Source organism: Streptomyces sp. YJ-C3, from assembly GCF_053891275.1.
Genome location: NZ_CM132685.1, coordinates 5,174,259 through 5,191,899, shown reverse-complemented (window position 1 = coordinate 5,191,899; position 17,641 = coordinate 5,174,259). Strand labels below are relative to the sequence as shown.

At 72.5% G+C, this 17,641-nt stretch carries 20 protein-coding genes and 1 pseudogene; 9 read left to right on the top strand and 12 right to left on the bottom strand.

Features of this window, described 5'->3' with window-relative positions; all coding sequences use genetic code 11:
* Positions 1-355: 355 nt before the first annotated feature.
* Positions 356-751, top strand: coding sequence for a nitroreductase/quinone reductase family protein (locus ACVHNB_RS23175; protein WP_428956784.1), 396 nt, complete (start codon positions 356-358; stop codon positions 749-751).
* 151 nt (positions 752-902) lie between these two features.
* Positions 903-1,613 (top strand): ribonuclease H family protein, encoded by a 711-nt coding sequence (locus tag ACVHNB_RS23170; protein ID WP_428956785.1) that lies wholly within the window; start codon positions 903-905, stop codon positions 1,611-1,613.
* Between the two features lie 76 nt (positions 1,614-1,689).
* On the opposite strand, the gene ACVHNB_RS23165 is transcribed toward ACVHNB_RS23170, so the two are convergent.
* Positions 1,690-2,550, bottom strand: a complete 861-nt coding sequence (locus ACVHNB_RS23165) for a glycoside hydrolase family 16 protein (RefSeq protein ID WP_456225765.1) — start codon at positions 2,548-2,550, stop codon at positions 1,690-1,692.
* A 295-nt stretch (positions 2,551-2,845) separates the two neighbouring features.
* On the opposite strand from ACVHNB_RS23165, the gene ACVHNB_RS23160 reads away from it, so the two are divergent.
* The 4 genes from ACVHNB_RS23160 (at position 2,846) to ACVHNB_RS23145 (ending at position 6,325) form a co-directional block, all read left to right on the top strand.
* Positions 2,846-3,292, top strand: coding sequence for a MarR family winged helix-turn-helix transcriptional regulator (locus tag ACVHNB_RS23160; RefSeq protein ID WP_456225764.1), 447 nt, complete (start codon positions 2,846-2,848; stop codon positions 3,290-3,292).
* 64 nt (positions 3,293-3,356) lie between these two features.
* On the top strand, positions 3,357-4,691 hold the full coding sequence (locus ACVHNB_RS23155) for an MFS transporter (protein WP_428957756.1): 1,335 nt from the start codon (positions 3,357-3,359) through the stop codon (positions 4,689-4,691).
* Between the two features lie 45 nt (positions 4,692-4,736).
* Positions 4,737-5,294, top strand: a complete 558-nt coding sequence (locus tag ACVHNB_RS23150; RefSeq protein WP_456225763.1) for a cysteine hydrolase family protein — start codon at positions 4,737-4,739, stop codon at positions 5,292-5,294.
* 68 nt (positions 5,295-5,362) lie between these two features.
* Positions 5,363-6,325, top strand: coding sequence for a D-2-hydroxyacid dehydrogenase family protein (locus ACVHNB_RS23145; RefSeq protein ID WP_428956789.1), 963 nt, complete (start codon positions 5,363-5,365; stop codon positions 6,323-6,325).
* A gap of 3 nt (positions 6,326-6,328) precedes the next feature.
* Here the strand turns inward: ACVHNB_RS23145 and ACVHNB_RS23140 are convergent, their stop codons facing one another.
* Both ACVHNB_RS23140 and ACVHNB_RS23135 read right to left on the bottom strand, forming a co-directional pair.
* On the bottom strand, positions 6,329-6,793 hold the full coding sequence (locus ACVHNB_RS23140; RefSeq protein ID WP_456225762.1) for a cupin domain-containing protein: 465 nt from the start codon (positions 6,791-6,793) through the stop codon (positions 6,329-6,331).
* 47 nt (positions 6,794-6,840) lie between these two features.
* Positions 6,841-7,680 (bottom strand): nitroreductase/quinone reductase family protein, encoded by an 840-nt coding sequence (locus ACVHNB_RS23135; protein WP_456225761.1) that lies wholly within the window; start codon positions 7,678-7,680, stop codon positions 6,841-6,843.
* 371 nt (positions 7,681-8,051) lie between these two features.
* Here ACVHNB_RS23135 and ACVHNB_RS23130 point away from each other — a divergent pair, with 371 nt between their 5' ends.
* Positions 8,052-8,837: an SAM-dependent methyltransferase gene (locus ACVHNB_RS23130; protein ID WP_428956792.1), complete on the top strand. Its 786-nt coding sequence runs from the start codon at positions 8,052-8,054 to the stop codon at positions 8,835-8,837.
* Positions 8,838-8,899: 62 nt separating this feature from the next.
* On the opposite strand, the gene ACVHNB_RS23125 is transcribed toward ACVHNB_RS23130, so the two are convergent.
* The 3 genes and pseudogenes from ACVHNB_RS23125 to ACVHNB_RS23115 form a co-directional block, all read right to left on the bottom strand.
* A complete protein-coding gene (locus tag ACVHNB_RS23125) occupies positions 8,900-9,379 on the bottom strand; it encodes a carboxymuconolactone decarboxylase family protein (protein ID WP_456225760.1) in 480 nt (159 codons plus the stop codon).
* The gene (locus ACVHNB_RS23120) at positions 9,376-10,458 is read right to left on the bottom strand and encodes an NAD(P)H-dependent amine dehydrogenase family protein (RefSeq protein ID WP_456225759.1); all 1,083 of its coding nucleotides are present in this window, start codon (positions 10,456-10,458) and stop codon (positions 9,376-9,378) included. Before ACVHNB_RS23120 ends, ACVHNB_RS23125 begins: the two co-directional genes overlap by 4 nt.
* Positions 10,459-10,500: 42 nt before the next feature.
* Positions 10,501-11,356, bottom strand: a pseudogene (locus tag ACVHNB_RS23115) (fructosamine kinase family protein).
* A gap of 98 nt (positions 11,357-11,454) precedes the next feature.
* Between ACVHNB_RS23115 and ACVHNB_RS23110 the strand changes: the two are divergent.
* The gene (locus ACVHNB_RS23110) at positions 11,455-12,180 is read left to right on the top strand and encodes a type 1 glutamine amidotransferase (protein WP_456225758.1); all 726 of its coding nucleotides are present in this window, start codon (positions 11,455-11,457) and stop codon (positions 12,178-12,180) included.
* On the opposite strand, the gene ACVHNB_RS23105 is transcribed toward ACVHNB_RS23110, so the two are convergent.
* Complete coding sequence (locus ACVHNB_RS23105) at positions 12,140-13,378, bottom strand: benzoate/H(+) symporter BenE family transporter (RefSeq protein ID WP_456225757.1); 1,239 nt, start codon at positions 13,376-13,378, stop codon at positions 12,140-12,142. The two genes, ACVHNB_RS23110 and ACVHNB_RS23105, sit on opposite strands and share 41 nt — an antisense overlap.
* Before the next feature lie 146 nt (positions 13,379-13,524).
* Between ACVHNB_RS23105 and ACVHNB_RS23100 the strand changes: the two genes are divergently transcribed.
* Positions 13,525-14,067: a helix-turn-helix domain-containing protein gene (locus tag ACVHNB_RS23100; protein WP_428956798.1), complete on the top strand. Its 543-nt coding sequence runs from the start codon at positions 13,525-13,527 to the stop codon at positions 14,065-14,067.
* On the opposite strand, the gene ACVHNB_RS23095 is transcribed toward ACVHNB_RS23100, so the two are convergent.
* The 5 genes from ACVHNB_RS23095 to ACVHNB_RS23075 all read right to left on the bottom strand — a co-directional run bounded on the left by ACVHNB_RS23095 (position 14,064) and on the right by ACVHNB_RS23075 (position 17,637).
* A complete protein-coding gene (locus ACVHNB_RS23095) occupies positions 14,064-14,879 on the bottom strand; it encodes a hypothetical protein (RefSeq protein ID WP_456225756.1) in 816 nt (271 codons plus the stop codon). The two genes, ACVHNB_RS23100 and ACVHNB_RS23095, sit on opposite strands and share 4 nt — an antisense overlap.
* A 58-nt stretch (positions 14,880-14,937) precedes the next feature.
* Entirely contained in the window at positions 14,938-16,479 is a 1,542-nt protein-coding gene (locus tag ACVHNB_RS23090; RefSeq protein WP_456225755.1) for a PstS family phosphate ABC transporter substrate-binding protein, read from the bottom strand.
* Between the two features lie 92 nt (positions 16,480-16,571).
* Positions 16,572-16,844, bottom strand: coding sequence for a DUF3817 domain-containing protein (locus ACVHNB_RS23085; protein ID WP_428956801.1), 273 nt, complete (start codon positions 16,842-16,844; stop codon positions 16,572-16,574).
* A gap of 2 nt (positions 16,845-16,846) precedes the next feature.
* The gene (locus ACVHNB_RS23080; protein WP_456225754.1) at positions 16,847-17,314 is read right to left on the bottom strand and encodes a hypothetical protein; all 468 of its coding nucleotides are present in this window, start codon (positions 17,312-17,314) and stop codon (positions 16,847-16,849) included.
* A gap of 2 nt (positions 17,315-17,316) precedes the next feature.
* Positions 17,317-17,637, bottom strand: a complete 321-nt coding sequence (locus ACVHNB_RS23075) for a hypothetical protein (protein ID WP_428956803.1) — start codon at positions 17,635-17,637, stop codon at positions 17,317-17,319.
* Between the last annotated feature and the right edge of the window lie 4 nt (positions 17,638-17,641).

The following is a 17,641-nucleotide window of genomic DNA, read 5'->3' as shown; positions in this document are numbered from 1 at the left end:
TGGACACGAGACCGTACCGACCGTGACACACCTCACGCCTCGCCCCGAAACGGCCGGGAACAACCCTGGCCCCTTGTCCGTTGAACCCATCGTGGGCACGGATGGAACAGTGTCCCCGGGCCCTACCTATCGCCCGCAGGGAAGATCGTTCGGTTGAAGCCCTGCGGAGCCCCCCGCCGAGAGGCGACCGCCATCCGTGCCCACCCAGAAGCCGCCCCGGCCGTGGTCCCCCGTCACGGTCGGGGCTTCCCTTTGCTTCACGTTGCCTCACGCCCGGCCAGGCACTGCGGCCACGGCGCCGAAGGCGGATCCGCGCGTGGGGAACTCCTGTTCACCGCCCCGCTACAGTGCCGACATGTCGCGCGCCCAGGAGATCAAGCACCGCATCGTCACGACGTTCCAGCGCCGGGTCGCCAACCCGCTGTCGACCCGGATGCCCGGTCAGGTCCTGATCGAGACGACGGGCCGGACCTCGGGGCTGCCGCGCCGCACCCCGGTCGGTGGGCGCCGCGTCGGTGACGCCTTCTGGCTCGTCTCGGAGTTCGGCCTCGCGTCGCACTACGTGCGCAACATCCAGGCCGATCCGGCGGTCCGCGTCCGGCTGCGGGGCCGCTGGCACACCGGCACCGCGCACCTGCTCCCGGACGACGACGCCCGCGCCCGCCTGCGGACCCTGCCCCGCTACAACAGCGCGGCCGTCCGTGCCTTCGGCACCCAACTGCTGACGATCCGGATCGACTTGGCGGACTGAGCGGCCGTACCCGGGACGCTGCGGCGCGCCGGGCCCGCTCGGAGGGGGAGGGGCGGTGGGAACGCGGCTCCGGAAGACCCGGGGGTCACCCCGGAGCCCCGCCGTCTGGCGTGGACGCGTCAGGGTTGCCCGGTCGGGCCCGCACCCTGGCATGATCGGGGGCATGGCAGAACGTGTGATCGCGGCGTGTGACGGCGCGTCGAAAGGAAACCCCGGCCCCGCGGGGTGGGCGTGGGTCGTCGCCGACAGCGACGAGCGGCCCGTCCAGTGGGAGGCCGGAGCGCTGGGCACCGCGACGAACAATGTCGCCGAACTCACGGCCCTGGAAAGGCTGTTGAGCACCGTCGCCCCGGATGTGCCGCTGGAGGTCCGGATGGACTCCCAGTACGCGATGAAGGCGGTCACCACCTGGCTGCCCGGCTGGAAGCGCAAGGGCTGGAAGACGGCCGCCGGTAAGCCGGTCGCCAACCAGGAGCTCGTCGCCCGGATCGACGCGCTGCTCGAGGGCCGCAAGGTCGAGTTCAAGTACGTGCCCGCGCACCAGGTCGACGGCGACCCGCTCAACGACTTCGCGGACCGTGCCGCCAGTCAGGCCGCCATCGTGCAGGAGGACGCGGGCAGCGCCCTCGGCTCGCCCGAACCGCCGCCCTCGTCCCCGTCGGCCAAGTCGTCGGGCGGCTCGGCCCGCCCCCGCGCCGCGGCCGCCAAGAAGCGCACCGGCTCGTCCTCGGCGTCCTCGTCGCGCACGCTCAAGGCGAAGTTCCCCGGCCGCTGCCGGTGCGGCCGCTCTTATGCCGCGGGCGAGGACATCGCCAAGAACCCCGACGGCTGGGGCCACCCGGAGTGCCGCACGTCGGCCTGATCGCATCCAGAAAACTGCCCAACCACCCCTGAAACCTGGGTGGTTGGGCAGATCTGCTTTCCGGGTGCGCGGCGGGCTAGCCGTTGGACACGTGCACGTAGTCCACGATCAGCTGCTGCGGGAACTGCGTGCTGCCGTCCGGGTCACCCGGCCAGTACCCGCCGACCGCCAGGTTCAGGATGACGAAGAAGGGCTTCTCGAACACCCACTGGTTGCCGCCGACGTCGGCGGGCGTGCGCGTCTGGTACACCGTGCCGTCCACCGACCACTTGATGGAGTTCGGCGACCAGTCCACGGCGAACGTGTGGAAGTCGTCCGCGAACGCCTGACCGCCGGGCAGTGAGTAGCCCGCGCCGATGCCGCCCGAGCCGGAGTAGCCGGGCCCGTGGATCGTGCCGTGCACGGTGGAGGGCTCGAAGCCGACGTTCTCCATGATGTCGATCTCGCCCGAGTTGGGCCAGCCCACCGAACCGATGTCGTCGCCGAGCATCCAGAACGCCGGCCAGATGCCCTGCCCGCGCGGGATCTTCATGCGGGCCTCGACGTGCCCGTGGGTCGTCGAGAACTTGCCGGACGTGTTCAGGCGGGCCGACGTGTACTGGCAACTGCCGTACCAGCAGTTGTAGTTGGCCGGGTTCTCCTTGCGGGCGGTGATGACCAGGTGGCCCTGGCCGTCGAGCGCCGCGTTGTTCGTGCCCGACGTGTAGTACTGCCGCTCGTGGTTGTTCACGTTGTCGCCGGTCTCGGTCTGCCACTTCGAACCGTCGACGGCGGAGCCCGCGGGCCCGTCGAAGTCGTCGGTGAAGGTGGCCGCGGCGGCCGAGGTGCGGCCGCCGGTGTCGGCGTCGGCCGCGTGCGCCGCGGGGACGAGACCGGCGCCCAGGCACAGGAGAGCGGCCGTGGCCAGGGGCAGCCGGCGGCGAAGGGGTATGCGCATGTGGCATCACGTCACTTCGGGTAGGGGGATCGCGCCTGTCTCGGGCGCGCCAGAAAGTGAAGACAAGGGGGGTGCGCGTGGTGCGTTTACTTCAAGAGTTGATTTAAGAGACGGGCGGAAGGGACGTCAAGGCATTCGTCCATACCAAGTCGTCGAGTGGCGGCGGAAGTTGGCAGGCGTGCACGTCGGGCCCATGCGGGGGTGTCGTGTCATCTCCGGCCGTCGCTCTTCGGTCATCCAGTTAAACTGCGCAGGTAAACTGGACAATTAGAGCTACTGATCCTACGGTGGGGGCATGAGCGAAACTCGTGGGACGTCGCCCTCGGCCGTCCGTGCCTCGCAGGAGGTCCGGGCCGTCATCGGGCGCTTGCGGCGTCGTATCCGCGCGGCATCGGACGCCGAGGACATCAGCCTCCCCCAGGCATCGGTCCTGGCCCGCCTCATCGGCAACGACGGACTCACGACCAGCGACCTCGCCGCCGCCGAGGGCATGCGGCACCAGTCGATGACCGCCACGGTCGCCGCCCTGGCCGAACGGGAACTGGTCGAGCGGCGCCGCGACCCCGACGACGGGCGCCGGCTGCTCATCGCGCTCACCGCCGAAGGGCGCCGGCGCGCCGAGGAAGGCCGGCAGGCCCGCGGCGAATGGCTCGCCGGCGAACTGCAGAAGAAGTGCACCGAAGAGGAACGGCAGACCGTGATCGCGGCCATGGCCGTACTGGAGCGACTCGTCCGTGACTGACCGTACGACCGCCACGCGCGGCGACCCCGGGCAGGCCGGCTTCGACCACCGGCTGCTGCCGCCGATGGTGCTGGGCTCGATCCTGAACCCGATCAACTCCACCATCGTCGCCGTCGCGCTCGTGCCCATCGCCGCCGCGTTCGGGGCGTCGCTCTCGCGGACCGCCTGGCTGGTCTCGGCGCTCTACCTGGCCACCGCCCTGGGGCAGCCGGTCGTCGGCCGGCTGATCGACATCTTCGGGCCCCGCCGCCTCTTCCTCTTCAGTACCGGACTCGTCGGCGTCGCCGGAGTCGTCGGCACGCTCGCCCCCGACCTCGGCGTCCTGATCGCGGCGCGCGTCCTGCTCGGCTTCGGCACCTGTGCCGGCTATCCCGCCGCCATGGCCCTGCTGCGCAGCGAGGCCGAGCGGACCGGCCGGGACAGCCCGGCGGGCGTGCTGACGACGCTCGCCGTCGCCAATCAGACCATCGCGGTGATCGGCCCCCTGCTGGGCGGCCTGCTCATCGGCCTCGGCGGCTGGCGTGCGACCTTCGCACTGAACATCCCGCTGGCCGTGGTCGCGGTCGTCCTCGGCGCCCTGCGCCTGCCCGAGCAGCCGCGCACCGGTACCCCCGCCCGGGCCGGCCTGGCCGCACGGATCGACCTGCCGGGCATGGCCCTGTTCGCGGTCGTGCTGTTCTCACTGCTGCTGTTCCTGATGAACCTGCGCGTCGGCAACTGGTACCTGCCGCTGATCACCGTCGTCGCCGGAGCCTGCTTCACGGTGCGGGAGCTGCGCGCGAAGACACCCTTCATCGACCTCAGGGTGCTCGGCGGCAATGCGCCGCTGCTGGCCACGTACGGCAGATCGCTGGTGGCCTACGTCGTCTCCTACGCCTTCCTCTACGGGTTCACCCAGTGGACGGAGGAGAGCTACGGGCTCTCGCCCTTCCACGCCGGACTCGTGCAGATCCCGATGTTCCTCGTGGGGATCGCGGTCTCCGTCACCGTCGGCCGGCGCGCCGGGGTCCTCGGAAAGCTCCTGCTCGGTGCCGTCGGTCAGATCGCCGCCTGCCTGCTGATGCTGACCCTCAGCGCGCGCAGCCCCCTGTGGGCGCTGCTCGTCCTGGCCGTGATCTTCGGGGTGCCGCAGGGCGCCAACAGCCTGGCCCTGCAGAACTCCGTGTACTTCCAGGCCGACCCCGCGCGCACCGGCTCCTCCGCCGGTCTGCTGCGGACCTTCGCCTACGTGGGCTCGATGGTCGCCTCCGCGGCGACCGCCGCGTCCTTCGGACAGCGCGCCGACACCGGCGGCATGCACCGTCTCGCCTGGTTCATGCTCGGCGCCGGAGTCCTGTACCTCCTCGTCACCGTCTTCGACCGGAGCCTGCGTCGCCTCTCCGACGCGGGAGAGGCATAGCCGCTCCCCTCCGAACCCTCAGCCCCCCTCACGAAAGGCATCATCGTGTCCCGCACCGCCCTGCTCGCCATGGACCTCCAGCTCAGCCACCTCGCCCACGTGTCCGCCGACTACCTGCCGCGCGCGGTCCGGGCGCTGGAGACGGCCCGGGCCGCCCGCATCCCCGTCATCCACGTCGCCCTGCGGCTGCGCCCCGGCCACGTCGACGCCCACCCCCGCAACAAGACCTTCGGCTCCCTGCCGCCCGACCTGTTCACCGCCGACGACCCCGGTGCCGCCATCCACCCGGACGTCGCCCCGCTCGGCGACGAACTCGTCGTGCACAAGAACCGCGTCAGCGCCTTCGCGGGCAACAACCTCCAGCAGATCCTCGCCGCACAGGACATCGACCACCTCGTCCTGGCCGGCATCGCCACCGGCGGCATCGTCCTGTCCACCGCCCTTCAGGCGGCCGACCTGGACCATCGCGTCACCGTCCTGTCCGACGCCTGCTTCGACCCCGACCCCGAACTGCACGAGACCCTGGTCACCAAGGTCCTCAACCGGCGCGGTGACGTGACGACGACGAGCGAGTGGGCGCACACCCTGGCGACCAGGGTGTGACCCGTACGCGATCTCCTCGGGCGGAACACCTACTGTCGTGGCAGCCGATCGAACCCTGGGGAGTGTTGGTGACCACGCTGCGCTGTGCCGTACTCGACGACTATCAGGACGTCGCCCGTGAGCGGGCCGACTGGGCGGGACTCGCGGGCCGTGTCGACGTCCGCTTCCTGCACCGCTCGCTGACCGCCCACGACGAGCTCGTCGAGGAGATCGGCGACTGCGAGATCGTCGTCGTGATGCGCGAACGCACCCCGTTCCCGGCCGAGTTGTTCGCCCGGCTGCCCAAGCTGCGCCTGCTGATCACCTCGGGGCTGCGCAACGCCTCGATCGACCTGGCAGCCGCGGCCGCGCACGGCGTCACCGTCTGCGGGACCCCGAGCAGCTCCGAGCCGCCCGCCGAGCTGACCTGGGCCCTCATCCTGGGCCTCGCCCGCGGCGTCGTCACCGAGAACGACCAGCTGCGCTCCGGCGGCCCCTGGCAGTCCACGCTCGGCGCCGACCTGCACGGCCGCCGCCTCGGCCTGCTCGGACTCGGCAAGATCGGCAGCCGGGTCGCCCGCGTCGGCGCCGCCTTCGGCATGGACATCACCGCCTGGAGCCAGAACCTGACCGGGGAGCGAGCCGCGGAGGCAGGGGCCGAACTCGCCGCCTCCAAGGAGGAACTCCTGGAGACCAGCGACTTCGTCTCCGTGCACCTCGTGCTGAGCGAACGCACCCGCGGTCTCCTCGGCGCCGAGGACCTTCGACGGATGCGCCGCACCGCCTACCTGGTCAACACCTCGCGCGCCGCGATCGTCGACCAGGAGGCGCTGCTGCGCGCCCTGCGCGAGGGCTGGATCGCCGGCGCCGGCAGCGACGTGTTCGCGACCGAACCCCTGCCGCTGGACGACCCCCTGCGCACGGCACCGAACTTCCTCGGCCTGCCGCACCTCGGCTATGTCACCCGCGGCAACTACGACGGATACTTCCAGGGCGCGATCGAGGACATCGAGGCGTATCTGGCGGGCAGCCCGATCCGCACCCTGGGCTGACACCTACGCGCGCACGAACTCCCGCAACTCGTCGGCGAGGTGCGGGAAATCGTCCAGTACGGACAGCGGGGCGAACTCGTGGTCCGCGTAGTCGAACCCCGGTGTGACGACCTCCGCCACCAGACCGTGGGAGGCGCCGCCGACGAGCCGCGACGCCTTCCACCAGGTACCGGGCACCAGCAGGAACCGCTCGGCGTCCGCGCCCAGCACCGTGCGTGCGAGCCGGCCGACGGGATCGACCGTGACGTACTCCAGCGGACCGCCGTCGATCAGGAAGTGCAGGATGTCGCTGCGGTTGCGGTGCAGCAGACCGCTCGGCTGCGTCCCGTCGAGCAAGTAGTAGATCGACGAGGCCGAGGGCCGCGGGCCGTGCGCGGTCACCATCTCCTGCGGGCCGGTGTAGATCCGCCGGAAGAAGCCGCCCTCACCGTGCGGTTCGAGGCCCAGTTCGCTCCGCCAGTCGCGCACGGCTGCTCCCTCCGGCGAATCCGCGGACGTCGGCTGCTCCGGCCACCCTAAGGGCGCACCGGCGGCCACGGCACCCCGGCGAGCACGGGCAGCAGATGCTCCTCCTCGTAGTCGAGATGCGCCGTGAGCTCCTTCGTCATCCGCTCCAGCTCGGCGCGGAACACCTCGGGGTCGGCCGTGGCGATGTCGTCGAGCAGCGCCACCAGCGCGTCCTGGATCCGTCCCACCGCGACGTGCTCGCCGCGCAGCCGCTCGAACACGTCGGCCAGCTCCGGGTGCCACCGGGCGATCCCGGGGAACAGGTGCCCGGCCTCGCTGTCGTGATGGAACTCCAGGGACTGGCAGAACGCCAGGCAGTGCTGCCGGATCTGCAGGCCGAGGCCCGGCCCGGCGGCGGTCGACGCGGCGAAGTGGGCCTCGGTCTCCGCCCGCACGTGCCGCAGCTGGTCCCGCAGCCAGGTGTGCACCTGCAGCAGCTTCCCGGCGAGCGTCGTCACGGTCTCCGGAGCCGCGGTCGCCGGCCGGTCGAGGACCACGACCGGAAGGGCGCGGGTGGTGCGTGCCTGATGCCCGGCGTACCCGGGCGCGGCGCGGACGACGGCCGCGAACAGTTCCGCGCGGCGCGCACCCTGCGCGGGCACCGCGACGGCCTGGAAGGTGTCACCGTCGAGCGCGACCGTCACGACGGGCCGGGCCAGCAGGTTGTGGAACCAGCCGGGGTGCCGGTCGGAACCCCGGTCCGACGCGACGACGAGCAACTGCCCGGCGTGCCGGACGTATCCGAGCGGCACGGTGTGCGGGCGGCCCGAGCGGGCCCCGGTGGTGGTGAGGCGCAGCAGGCCGGGGCCCTCGGAGAGGGCGGGGGAGGGCTGAGAGAGCGTGGGCATGCGGAAGGGAACTCCTCTGGAGCGATGCGCGAAGGCACGGTGGGACGCTGCGGTCCGGCGGCACGGCGCCGCGCGGGACGTCAGCGGGAACGCGGAGGGTGCGCCGAGGGCGCACGCACATCAGGTCGCGGAACGAAGGCTCATGGCGTAGTCCTGAGAGAAGGGCGCTCGCCCGGCGTCCGGCCGGCCCACTGCTCTGTGGCCGGCGCCACGCGGCACCGCGGCCATGGGACCAGACACCACCGTCCGCTGTCAAAGCCGTACCGCGCGTGAACTGTGCCAACGCCCTGATCAACGCGGGTAGTTGACGTGGCAAACTGAGGGCCAGGTCATCCGACCCGCCCCGCCCCTCGCGACGATGGAGCCCGCCCATGACGGCACCCGCCCCCCGGCCCCGGATCGACACCAGCCAGGCGCACCCCGCACGGGTCTACGACTGGCTGCTCGGCGGCAAGGACAACTACCCCGTCGACGAGGCCGTCGGCGCGAAGCTGCCGCCCGAGGCGCGCGACGCGGCGCGGCAGAACCGGGAGTTCATGCACCGGGCGTCGGCCTGGCTCGCGGCCCAGGGCGTCGACCAGTTCCTGGACGTCGGCACCGGCATCCCGACCGCGCCGAACCTGCACCAGATCGTGCAGCGCATCGTCCCCGCCGCCAAGGTCGTCTACACCGACAACGACCCCATCGTGCTGCGGCACGCGGAGGCGCTGCTCGTCAGCACCCCCGAAGGCGCCACGGACTACATCCAGGCCGACGTCCGGGACCCGAAGGCGATCCTCGAACACGCCCGCACCGTCCTCGACTTCGACCGGCCGATCGCGCTGTCGCTGATCGCGCTCATGCACTTCATCTCCGACGAGCAGAACCCGTACGAGATCGTCTCGACGCTGGTCTCCGCGCTGCCCTCCGGCAGCCACCTGGTGCTCTCGCACGCCTCGTCCGACATCTTCCCCGAGCTGTCGGACCAGGTCACTGCCGAGTACGCGAAGGGCGGCATCAAGCTCGGGTTCCGCACCCGCGAGGGCGTGAGCCGCTTCCTGGAGGGCCTGGAGCCCGTGGCGCCCGGCCTGGTCACGGCGCCCGAGTGGTACCGCGAGGAGCCCGCCCCCGAGGCCGAGGGCAGCGGGATCTACGCCGTGGTGGCCCGGGTGCCCTGACCCGGACGGGACCGACCCGTGACGGCCGGGACCTGCCCAGGGCCCGGCCGTCACGCGGCGGTTCAGTGCCCCGGCAGGACGCACACCGCGTCGAGCCCGAGCACATGGTTGAGCCGGCCGAAGGCCAGCCACGATCCGATGGCCATGCTCAGCTCGACGATCTCGGCCTGGCTGTAGTGCGCGGTCATCCGCTTCCAGAACGCGTCGTCGAGACCGTGGTGGTCGACGGTGTAGCGCTCCGCGTACTCGGCGGCCAGCCGGGTCCGCTCGTCGAAGGCGTCGGTGGTGCGCCAGTCCTCCACCGCGTCGATGAACGACGCCTCGACCTTCTCGCCGTCCCGCTCGGTGCGCCAGTCCAGGCAGAACAGACAGCCGTTGATCTGCGCGACGCGCAGCCGCGCGGCCTCGAACTCCCGCAGCCCCAGCGTCGTGTGGTCGTACACCGCCATCGAGAACTGCGCCGCCGCGGGCCCGATCCCGGGCACCATCTCGCCCCACACGTACGGGATGGGTTCCTGGCCGTCCGGTATGTCGATCCTCATGGCTGCTTCCTTCCGAGTCGGCCGACGGCCGGGAGCACGGGTATGTCGAGCGCGTCGTAGAGCCCGGGCGGCGCGGCCACGAGCCAGTCGATCGCGCCGACCAGACGCCCGACGGCGGTCGCGTTGCCGCCCGCCGAGTGATTGCCGCCCTCGTCGGTGGCCTGCACGGTGACCTCGATGTGCGGGCGTCCCTCCACGATGACGCGGTGCGCGCCGGCCCCGCCGCCGGGCGGCACCGGCCAGTCGGGTGCGCACGAGGGATGGATCCGGGTCACGTGCTCGACGACGATGCGGACCTCCCCGTCGACGACGCCCTGCACCTCGAAGCGGACCGCGCCCTGGGTGCCCGCGGCGAAGTCGCCCATGGTCGCCGTCGTCACGTCGCTCTCCAGCGGCCGGCGCTCCAACGTCTCGCGGATCTCGTCGAGTTCGACCCCGAGCGCCCGGGCCATCAGGCGCAGCTGTCCGCCCCACACCATGGTGGGGATGGACGCGGCGAGCATCAGCGGCTCGTACTCCATGGGGTGGCCCATACCGACGAGATGGCGGACCGAGTCCTCCTGGTCGTACGTCGAGTAGTCGAAGATCTCCTGGCAGCGCAGCACGTCGACGCGGGTGCCGAGCCCGCTGACCAGCAGCGGCAGGACGTCGTTGGCCCAGCCGGGGTCGACGCCCGAGACGAACAGGGAGCCGCCGCCCGCGTCGATCGCCGCGCGCACCGGATCGGTGAAGTCCGGCGGCGCGCTGCGATGGTCGTAGAGCGGATAGAGGGCCGGGGAGACGACGACCGCCCCGGCGCGCAACGCGCGGCAGATGTCGGCGAGGGCCTCGTCCGGGCGGAGTTCGCCGGAGGCGGCGTAGAAGACGGCACCGGGACGGGCCGCGAGCACCGCGTCGACATCAGTCGTCGCGGTGACACCGAGGGCGTGGTCGAGACCGGCCAGGTCGCCCGCGTCGCGGCCGTCCTTGGCGGGGTCGTGCACGAGCACGCCACAGAGTTCGAGTCCGGGATGGGCGTCGACGGCTCGGATCGCCGCGCGGCCCACGTTCCCGGTACCCCAGACCACGGTCGAAGTCATGCGGCGGAGCGTAACCTGATGGGTCGTCAGTTCATAGACCTGCTACGGGAGTAAGCTCCGGGCGGCGGCCAGGACCTGCTCGGCGTAGCCGCGGCCGAAGAGCACCGTGTGCACCAGCAGCGGGAACAGCTGGTGCAGCGGGACGCGGTCCTGCCAGCCGGCCGCGAGCGGCGCCGCATCCTGGTAGCCGTCGAGGATCTGCCTCAGGTGCGGGGCGCCGAACAGCCGCAGCATCGCCAGGTCGGTCTCCCGGTGCCCGCCGTGCGCGGCCGGGTCGATCAGCCACGCGGCACCGCCGGGGCCCCACAGCACGTTGCCGTTCCACAGATCGCCGTGGAGCCGGGCCGGCGGCTCGGCGGGGCCCGCGAGACCGGGCAGCAGACCGAGGACCTTCTCGACGGTCCGCGCCTCGGCGGCGCTGAGCGTGCCGTCGTCCACCGCGAGGCGCAGGTAGGGGAGCACCCGGTGCTCGGCGTACCACTGCGGCCAGTCGGTGCCCGGCACGTTGCGCATCGGCGCGAGGCCGATGAACGCCTCCGCCGGGCGGCGGGGCGCCGAACGCGGGGGCGCCCGCCGCGTGCAGCGCGGCCAGGTCCCGGCCGAACCGCGTCGCGCTCTTGGCGGTCGCCCGGCCGTCGGCCACGCGGTCGGTCACGAGCCGGCCCGCGTCGTACCCGTACGTCCTGGGCACGGCGACGGCGCCCGCGTCGGCGAGCCAGCGCAGCCCCGCCGCCTCCGCCCGCACCGCGTCGGGAGAGCCGGCCCGCTTGACCATCACCACGTGCCCGTCGTCGAGGACGACCTCCGTCAGGCTGCCGGACCGAGGGCGCTGCTCGACGGCCCGCCGCCCCGTGAAGCGGGCGGCGGCCGACGCGGCGGCGGACGATGCAGGGGGCATGTTTCCCAGCGTAGGGGCGCACTCGGGCGTTGACGCGGCGTGCGGCGCCCTGATCTCCTGCACTGATCAACAGGGGTGTCGAACAAGGGAGCCGAATCATGCGGGCGGACGAGCGCGGCTCCGGACCCGTCCTGGTCGTGCAGCACACCCGAAGCGGTGGCCCCGGCCGGGTCGGCACCTGGCTGCGCGAGGCCGGCGTCGAGACGCGAGTGCTGCGCCCGTACGACGGCGAGGCCGTGCCCGAGCACCTCGACGGGCGCCCGCTGGTGGTGCTCGGCGGCGGCTTCCTGCCGGACGACGACGAGCGCGCGCCGTGGCTTCCGGCCACCCGCAGCCTGGTGAGCCAGGCGCTGGCCGACGCGACCCCGTTCCTCGGCATCTGCCTGGGCGGGCAACTGCTCGCCCAGGTGGCGGGCGGTGTGGTGCGGGCCGAGCACGGGCGGCCCGAGTACGGCAGCACCGCGATCCGGCTGCGCCCCGAGGCGGACCGGGACCCGCTGCTGCACGGGCTCGGGGCGACGGTGCCCGCGATCGAGCGGCACGTCGACGCGATCACCGAACTGCCGCCGGGCGCCGTCTGGCTGGCGTCCAGCGACGACTGCCCGCATCAGGCGTTCCGGGTCGGCGCGAGCGCGTGGGGCGTGCAGTTCCACCCCGAGGCCGACGCCGACCGGATCGCCGGATGGGACCGGGACCAGCTCGCCGCGCGGGGCGTCGACAGGGACCGTATCCATGCGCGGGCGGTGGCCGACGAGGACGCGGCGGTCGCGGCGTGGTCGCGGTTCACGCGCCGCTTCGCGCAGGTGTGCCGGGCTCGGGCGTGACCGGGCTCTCCTGCGGGTTCCTGCGGCGCCCGAGCGAGGCGACGGCGCTGGTGAGCACTCCCGCGAGCAGTCCCCAGAACGCCGAGCCGATACCGAGGAGCGTCACCCCGGACGCCGTGGCGAGAAAGGTGACGACGGCCGCCTCCCGCGAGGCCGGGTCCGACAGGGCGGAGGCCAGCGACCCCTCGATGGTGGCGAGCAGGCCGATGCCGGCGACCGCCAGCACGAGCGCGTGCGGCATCGCGACCAGCAGCGAGGCGACGGTGGCGCCGAGCAGCCCCACGCACAGGTAGAAGAACCCCGCCCACACGGCCGCGAGGAAGCGCCGCTCACGATCCGGGTGGGCCTCCTCGCCGGTGCAGATCGCCGCGGTGATCGCCGCCAGGTTGATGCCGAACGCGCCGAACGGGGCCAGCACGGCCTGGACCGCACCGGTCCAGGTCAGCAGCGGCGAGACCGGTACCTGATAGCCCGAGCCGCGCAGTACGGCGACCCCCGGCAGGTTCTGCGAGGCCATGGTGACCACGAACAGCGGCACCCCGACGCTGACGAGCACTTTCCAGTCGAACTCCGGCGTCGTGAACACCGGTTGTGCCAGCGAGAGCCTGACCTTCTCCAGGTGCCAGCCCCCGGTCAGCACGGAGGCGACGACGCCACCGCCCAGCGCGAGCAGGACCGCGTACCGGGGGAGCAGCCTGCGCCCCAGCAGGTAGAGCACGAACATCGGGAACGCGACCGCGAAACTGCCGTCCATCCCCGCGAAGAGCCCGGTGCCGAACTGCAGCAGCACCCCCGCGAGGAGCGCCGCCGCGAGCGGGACCGGGATCCGGTCCATGACGCGGGCGAACCAGCCGGTGAGCCCGCTGAGCAGGATCAGTACGGCGCTGAACACGAACGCCCCGACCGCCTTGCCCATCGACACACCGCTGAGCCCGGTGGCCAGCAGCGCGGCGCCCGGCGTCGACCAGGCGGTCACGACGGGAGCCCGGAAACGCAGCGAGAGGCCCGCGCACGTGACGGCGAGGCCGACGCCCAGGGCGAGCATCCACGAGGAGATCTCCCGGGCGTCCGCCCCGGCGCCGCGCGCCGCGGTGAAGACCAGGGCCGCCGAGCTGGTCACCCCGACGGTGACGGCGATGAGCCCCGCCGCGACGGCCGAGGGCGGTGCGATGGCGCGCAGGCGGGCGAGTGGGGACATGCGGGCATCACTTCCGGAGGTGCGGCAGGGGCAGAAGGCGTTCCATAAACGGAACGTTCTGTTTATGGAACACTAAGGAGGTGGGCGGTGAACCGTCAACAAACCGATGTCGGACGCAGCCGCGGTGACGGACGGGAGCCGGGACGATGGGCCTCAACGAAGAGGTGGGACGCAGACTCAAGAGGCTGCGCCTGGACCGGGGCCTGTCCCTGTCCGAGCTCGCGCGTCGCTCGGGCGTCGGCAAGGGGACCCTCTCGGAGCTGGAGTCCGGGCTGCGCAATCCCACCCTGGAGACCCTCTACGCACTGACCACCGCGCTCGGCAGTCCGCTGAGCGCGGTCCTGGACGACCCGCCGGCGGGCGTGGCCGAGGGCGCGGGCGGCGTCTCCGGCAGCGCCGTCACCGCGGTCCTGCTGGAGCGGTACGAGGACGAGAGAGCCGCCACCGACGTCTTCCGCGTCACCATCGCCGGCGGCGCCACGCAGGACTCGACCGCCCATGTGCCGCACACCACCGAGAGCCTCATGGTGCTGTCCGGCACCGCGGTCGTCGGCCTCCCCGACCGGCCGCAGACCGTCGGCCCGGGCGGCCACGCCCACTGGCGGGCCGACGCCCCGCACCGCTACAGCGCCCCGCGGGGCGAGGTCCACGGGATCCTCTTCGTGCGGTACCCGAAGGTCACCGACTAGACCTGCGGCGGCGTCCCGCTCGGGTCGACGTCGCGCAGCTTGGAGACGTCCACGGACTCGTCCGCCGACGGCGTGCTGCTCGGGACCGGGCGGTCGTAGTCGGTGAGCGTCATCGTGACGCTCTCGTCCGGGCCCTGCTCGGTGGCCCGCACCAGACGGTGCGGCGCGTCCTCGGTGACGTACAGGGTGATCCGGTTGTCCTCGTCCTGGCCGGTCAGCGGGACCACGCGGGTGCCATCGACGGTGGTCGTGGCGCCCTTGGTGAGCTTCTCCTGGGCGTCGCGGGCGGAGCCGCTCTCCAGTTGCCCGCGGAACGCGTCCAGGTCGCAGGCGTCCGCGAGGCCGTCCAGCATCGGGTCGTCCGTGGTGCCGTGCACGTACTTGTCGCCGAACAACTGCGCCGCGAGCTCGCCCGAGCCGCCGGACACCTGCGTCTTCCAGAACGTCGCGTCCGGCTTCATCCACACCTCGTCGCCCCGCTTCACGAGGTCGACGCTGCCGCCGTCGGCGCCGCCGGTGCCCATCCGCAGCGACCCGGCGCAGTTCCCGTCCTCGTCGAGACGCAGGTCGAACGCGGCGGGAGCGCGGGCGTCCCGGTCGCCGTCCGCGCGGTTGGCCAGCACCAGATGCAGGGAGCGCGCGTCGAGGAGTTCCTTCTTCGCGTCGGCGGCCAGCTGCTGTGCGCCGGGATCCGTCGAGCTCCCGTCGTCGGCCAGGGCCGGGCCCGCGGCGAACACGCTCGCGCACACCACCGCCGCGGTCACGGGAACGCGCGCCGCTCGGCGCAGCAGGGGGGAAGGCTGTCCGGCCATGACGTCACCTCGCCGTCCCGGGCGCTCCGAGCGCCCGAAATACCCATAAATTGTATGTTCAGCCGCCTTTGTCGCACACCTGAAGGCCGACCGCCGTGCCACAGGGCAGATGGCCGTAGGTCGCGACCACGCCCTTGCCGGTCCCGTTGTCGACGGCGTACGAGAGGAAGCTCGACGCCGGCGAGTCCGCGGGCGGGCGTCCGTAGGTGTAGGCGTACTCGATCTCGCGGTACGGGTAGCCGCTGGTGGTGAGGCGGTCGGGGTCGGGGGTGTGGCCGTCGAGGGTGACGCGGTGCAGTCCGCGCGGCGCCTCCGGCGGGGACGCGGCACGCAGCTCGCTGTAGCCGATCGCGCCGGGGGTGCGGGCCACGGTGTCGAGGACCTGCTCGGTCGAGTCGAGCTCGCAGCGCAGCACCGCGGCGCCGCGCACGGTACGGGCGACGCAGTCGTCGGAGGAGGCCGGGGGTTCGTCGGCGCCCGCGAGGACCCGGTGGCCGAGGGCGCTGCGGGTGCCGGAGCCGGAGGTGCGGCTGACCAGGACCACGGGCAGGTCGGGGCCGCCGAGCTGCGACCAGTTGCGGATCTCGCCCCGGTAGACGCGGCGCACGTCGGCGACGGACAGGTTCCTCAGGCGCACGTCGTCCTGGACGACGAGGGTGAACAGGGAGATCGCGACGCGGCTCTCGGCGAGCCGGGTGTAGCTCGCCGGGCGCGGCCCGTCCGAGAACGCGATGACCGTCGCGCCCTGCTCCGAGCGGCCACCGGACAGGGCGAGTTCGCGCACCCCCGTGCGGCTGCCGTGGGCGGCGACGGTGATCTCCGGGCGGCCGCCGCAGTGCTCCCGGTACTTCTGCGCCAGCTCCGTCATGACCGGCGCGAACGCCGTGGAGCCCGTCAGCCGCAGGGCGCCCGTCGCGCAGTCGTCCGGCAGCGGGGACGGCATCAGCGGGGGCAGCGTCGCGGCGGCGATGAGTGCGAGGCCGAGCGCGACGGTGGTCCAGCGGGCCTGCTTGCTGAACACCGGCGGCTTCTCGTCCGGGGTGAGGCTGTGGTTCTCGTGGAGCGTGCCGTCCTTGATGTCGCCGGTGACGGCGACCGGGTCAGCCTCCTGGCCGCCCGTCAGAAGCACCAGGATCTTGTAGTACGCGCCCGGCTTCAGCGGGACGCGCGGGATGCGCAGCGTGCCCGGACCGGCGACGAGCAGCCCGGGCTGGTTCTCGAAGTAGCCCATGAGGTTGGCGTGTTCGGCGGGCAGCGTCACGTCCTGGGCCTCGATGCGCCGCCCGGGGAACTCGGCGGTGAGCCCGTACTGCGTCGACGGATCGATGTAGTCCGACTCCTCGATGTACCGCGAGCCGTCGTTCTCGATGCGCAGCAGCACGAGGGTGGCGTCCCGCATCGCCGGCAGGTCGTTGAACAGGCCGAGCCGCGGATCGGCCCCGCTCACCCGGCCGTTGTGTCCTATGGCGATGTCCATCTGCTTGCGGAAGCCGATGCGTCTGCTGCGCCGGGCCCGCCGGTCCGCGACGAACGGCGTGACGATGGAGACGGCGCCGAGCAGCAGACCCGCGGCCGTGAAGGTGATCTCGAGCCATCCCATGGGGCCGACGCTACGGACCCGCCGCACCCTGTGGCGGGTCCGCTGCCGAGCTTCGCCGACTGTTCGTCAGATGTTCAGCGCCGGAACGGACTTCAGGGTCCGGTGGCGGCCACGGCGCTGTCCTGGCCGAGCCGGCGCAGCGCGAGGAGTCCGCCGACGCCGGGGACCAGTGCGACGGCCTTCGCCCCGCCGTCCGCCCGGCCGTGCCGCCAGGTCGCGACGACGACGATCAGGTAGGTGCAGCCGTGCGTGGGCCCCATGAGCGAGGAGACGGCCTGGAGGTGGACGGTCGCGAGGTTCCCCAACAGCACCAGAAGGGAGAGGAGTTCGGTGTGCGCCGCGATGCGCAGAGGATGTACGCGCATGGTCACACCCCCGTGGTGGAGCCGGGGCGGATGATCATCAGGACGGTGACCGTGGCCCAGAGAAGGTTGAACACGCCGGTGAGCATGGCCAATTGGCTGCCGCCCCGCAGGAGCGGTGAGCCGTCGGTCCGCTCCGCCGTGGCCAGGGCCGCTTCCTGTGCGGGCAGGATCCACAGCGCCAGTACGGCGGCGGCAGCCGCGGTCAGCAGGATCGAGACGATCAGCCAGGCACTGCCGAGGACGCCGAGGCTGCTCGCCGTCGCGAACCCGAACAGCGGTACGGCGATGCCGACGCCCGCATAGACCCGGCAGATGCGGTGCAGTGTCCGCAGCGTCGAGAGCGCGTCGGCGTCGCCCGCCGGACCGAGCGCCTGGCGAAGGGACGCGGGGAACATGCTGGCGGCGACGGTGACCGGCCCCACCGTCAGGACGGCGGCCAGTACGTGCAGGGAGAGCAGGAGCTTCGCCATGGTCAGTGGCCCGCGCCCGTCGCCACGGGGCGGCGCGTGCCGCTGACCTTCGAGGCGGGGAGGCGTCCGGCGCGGGACGTGCCGTTCAGGCTGTCGCCGTCGACCGTCACGGCGAAGGCCAGATTCAGCCGCAGCGGCTTGGTGACGGCCTGCTTCCAGGTGAGCCGGTCACCGGTCGACTCCACTTCCTTCAGCGGTACTTCCTCGCCCGCGCCGTGCGCGACGCCGGTGAGACCGGCGCCCTCCCGGCGGAGCTCGACGACGGCCTCGATCGTGCCGATGGGGGTGACGACGGCCAGGTCCCAGATGCCTTCGACGGACATGCGA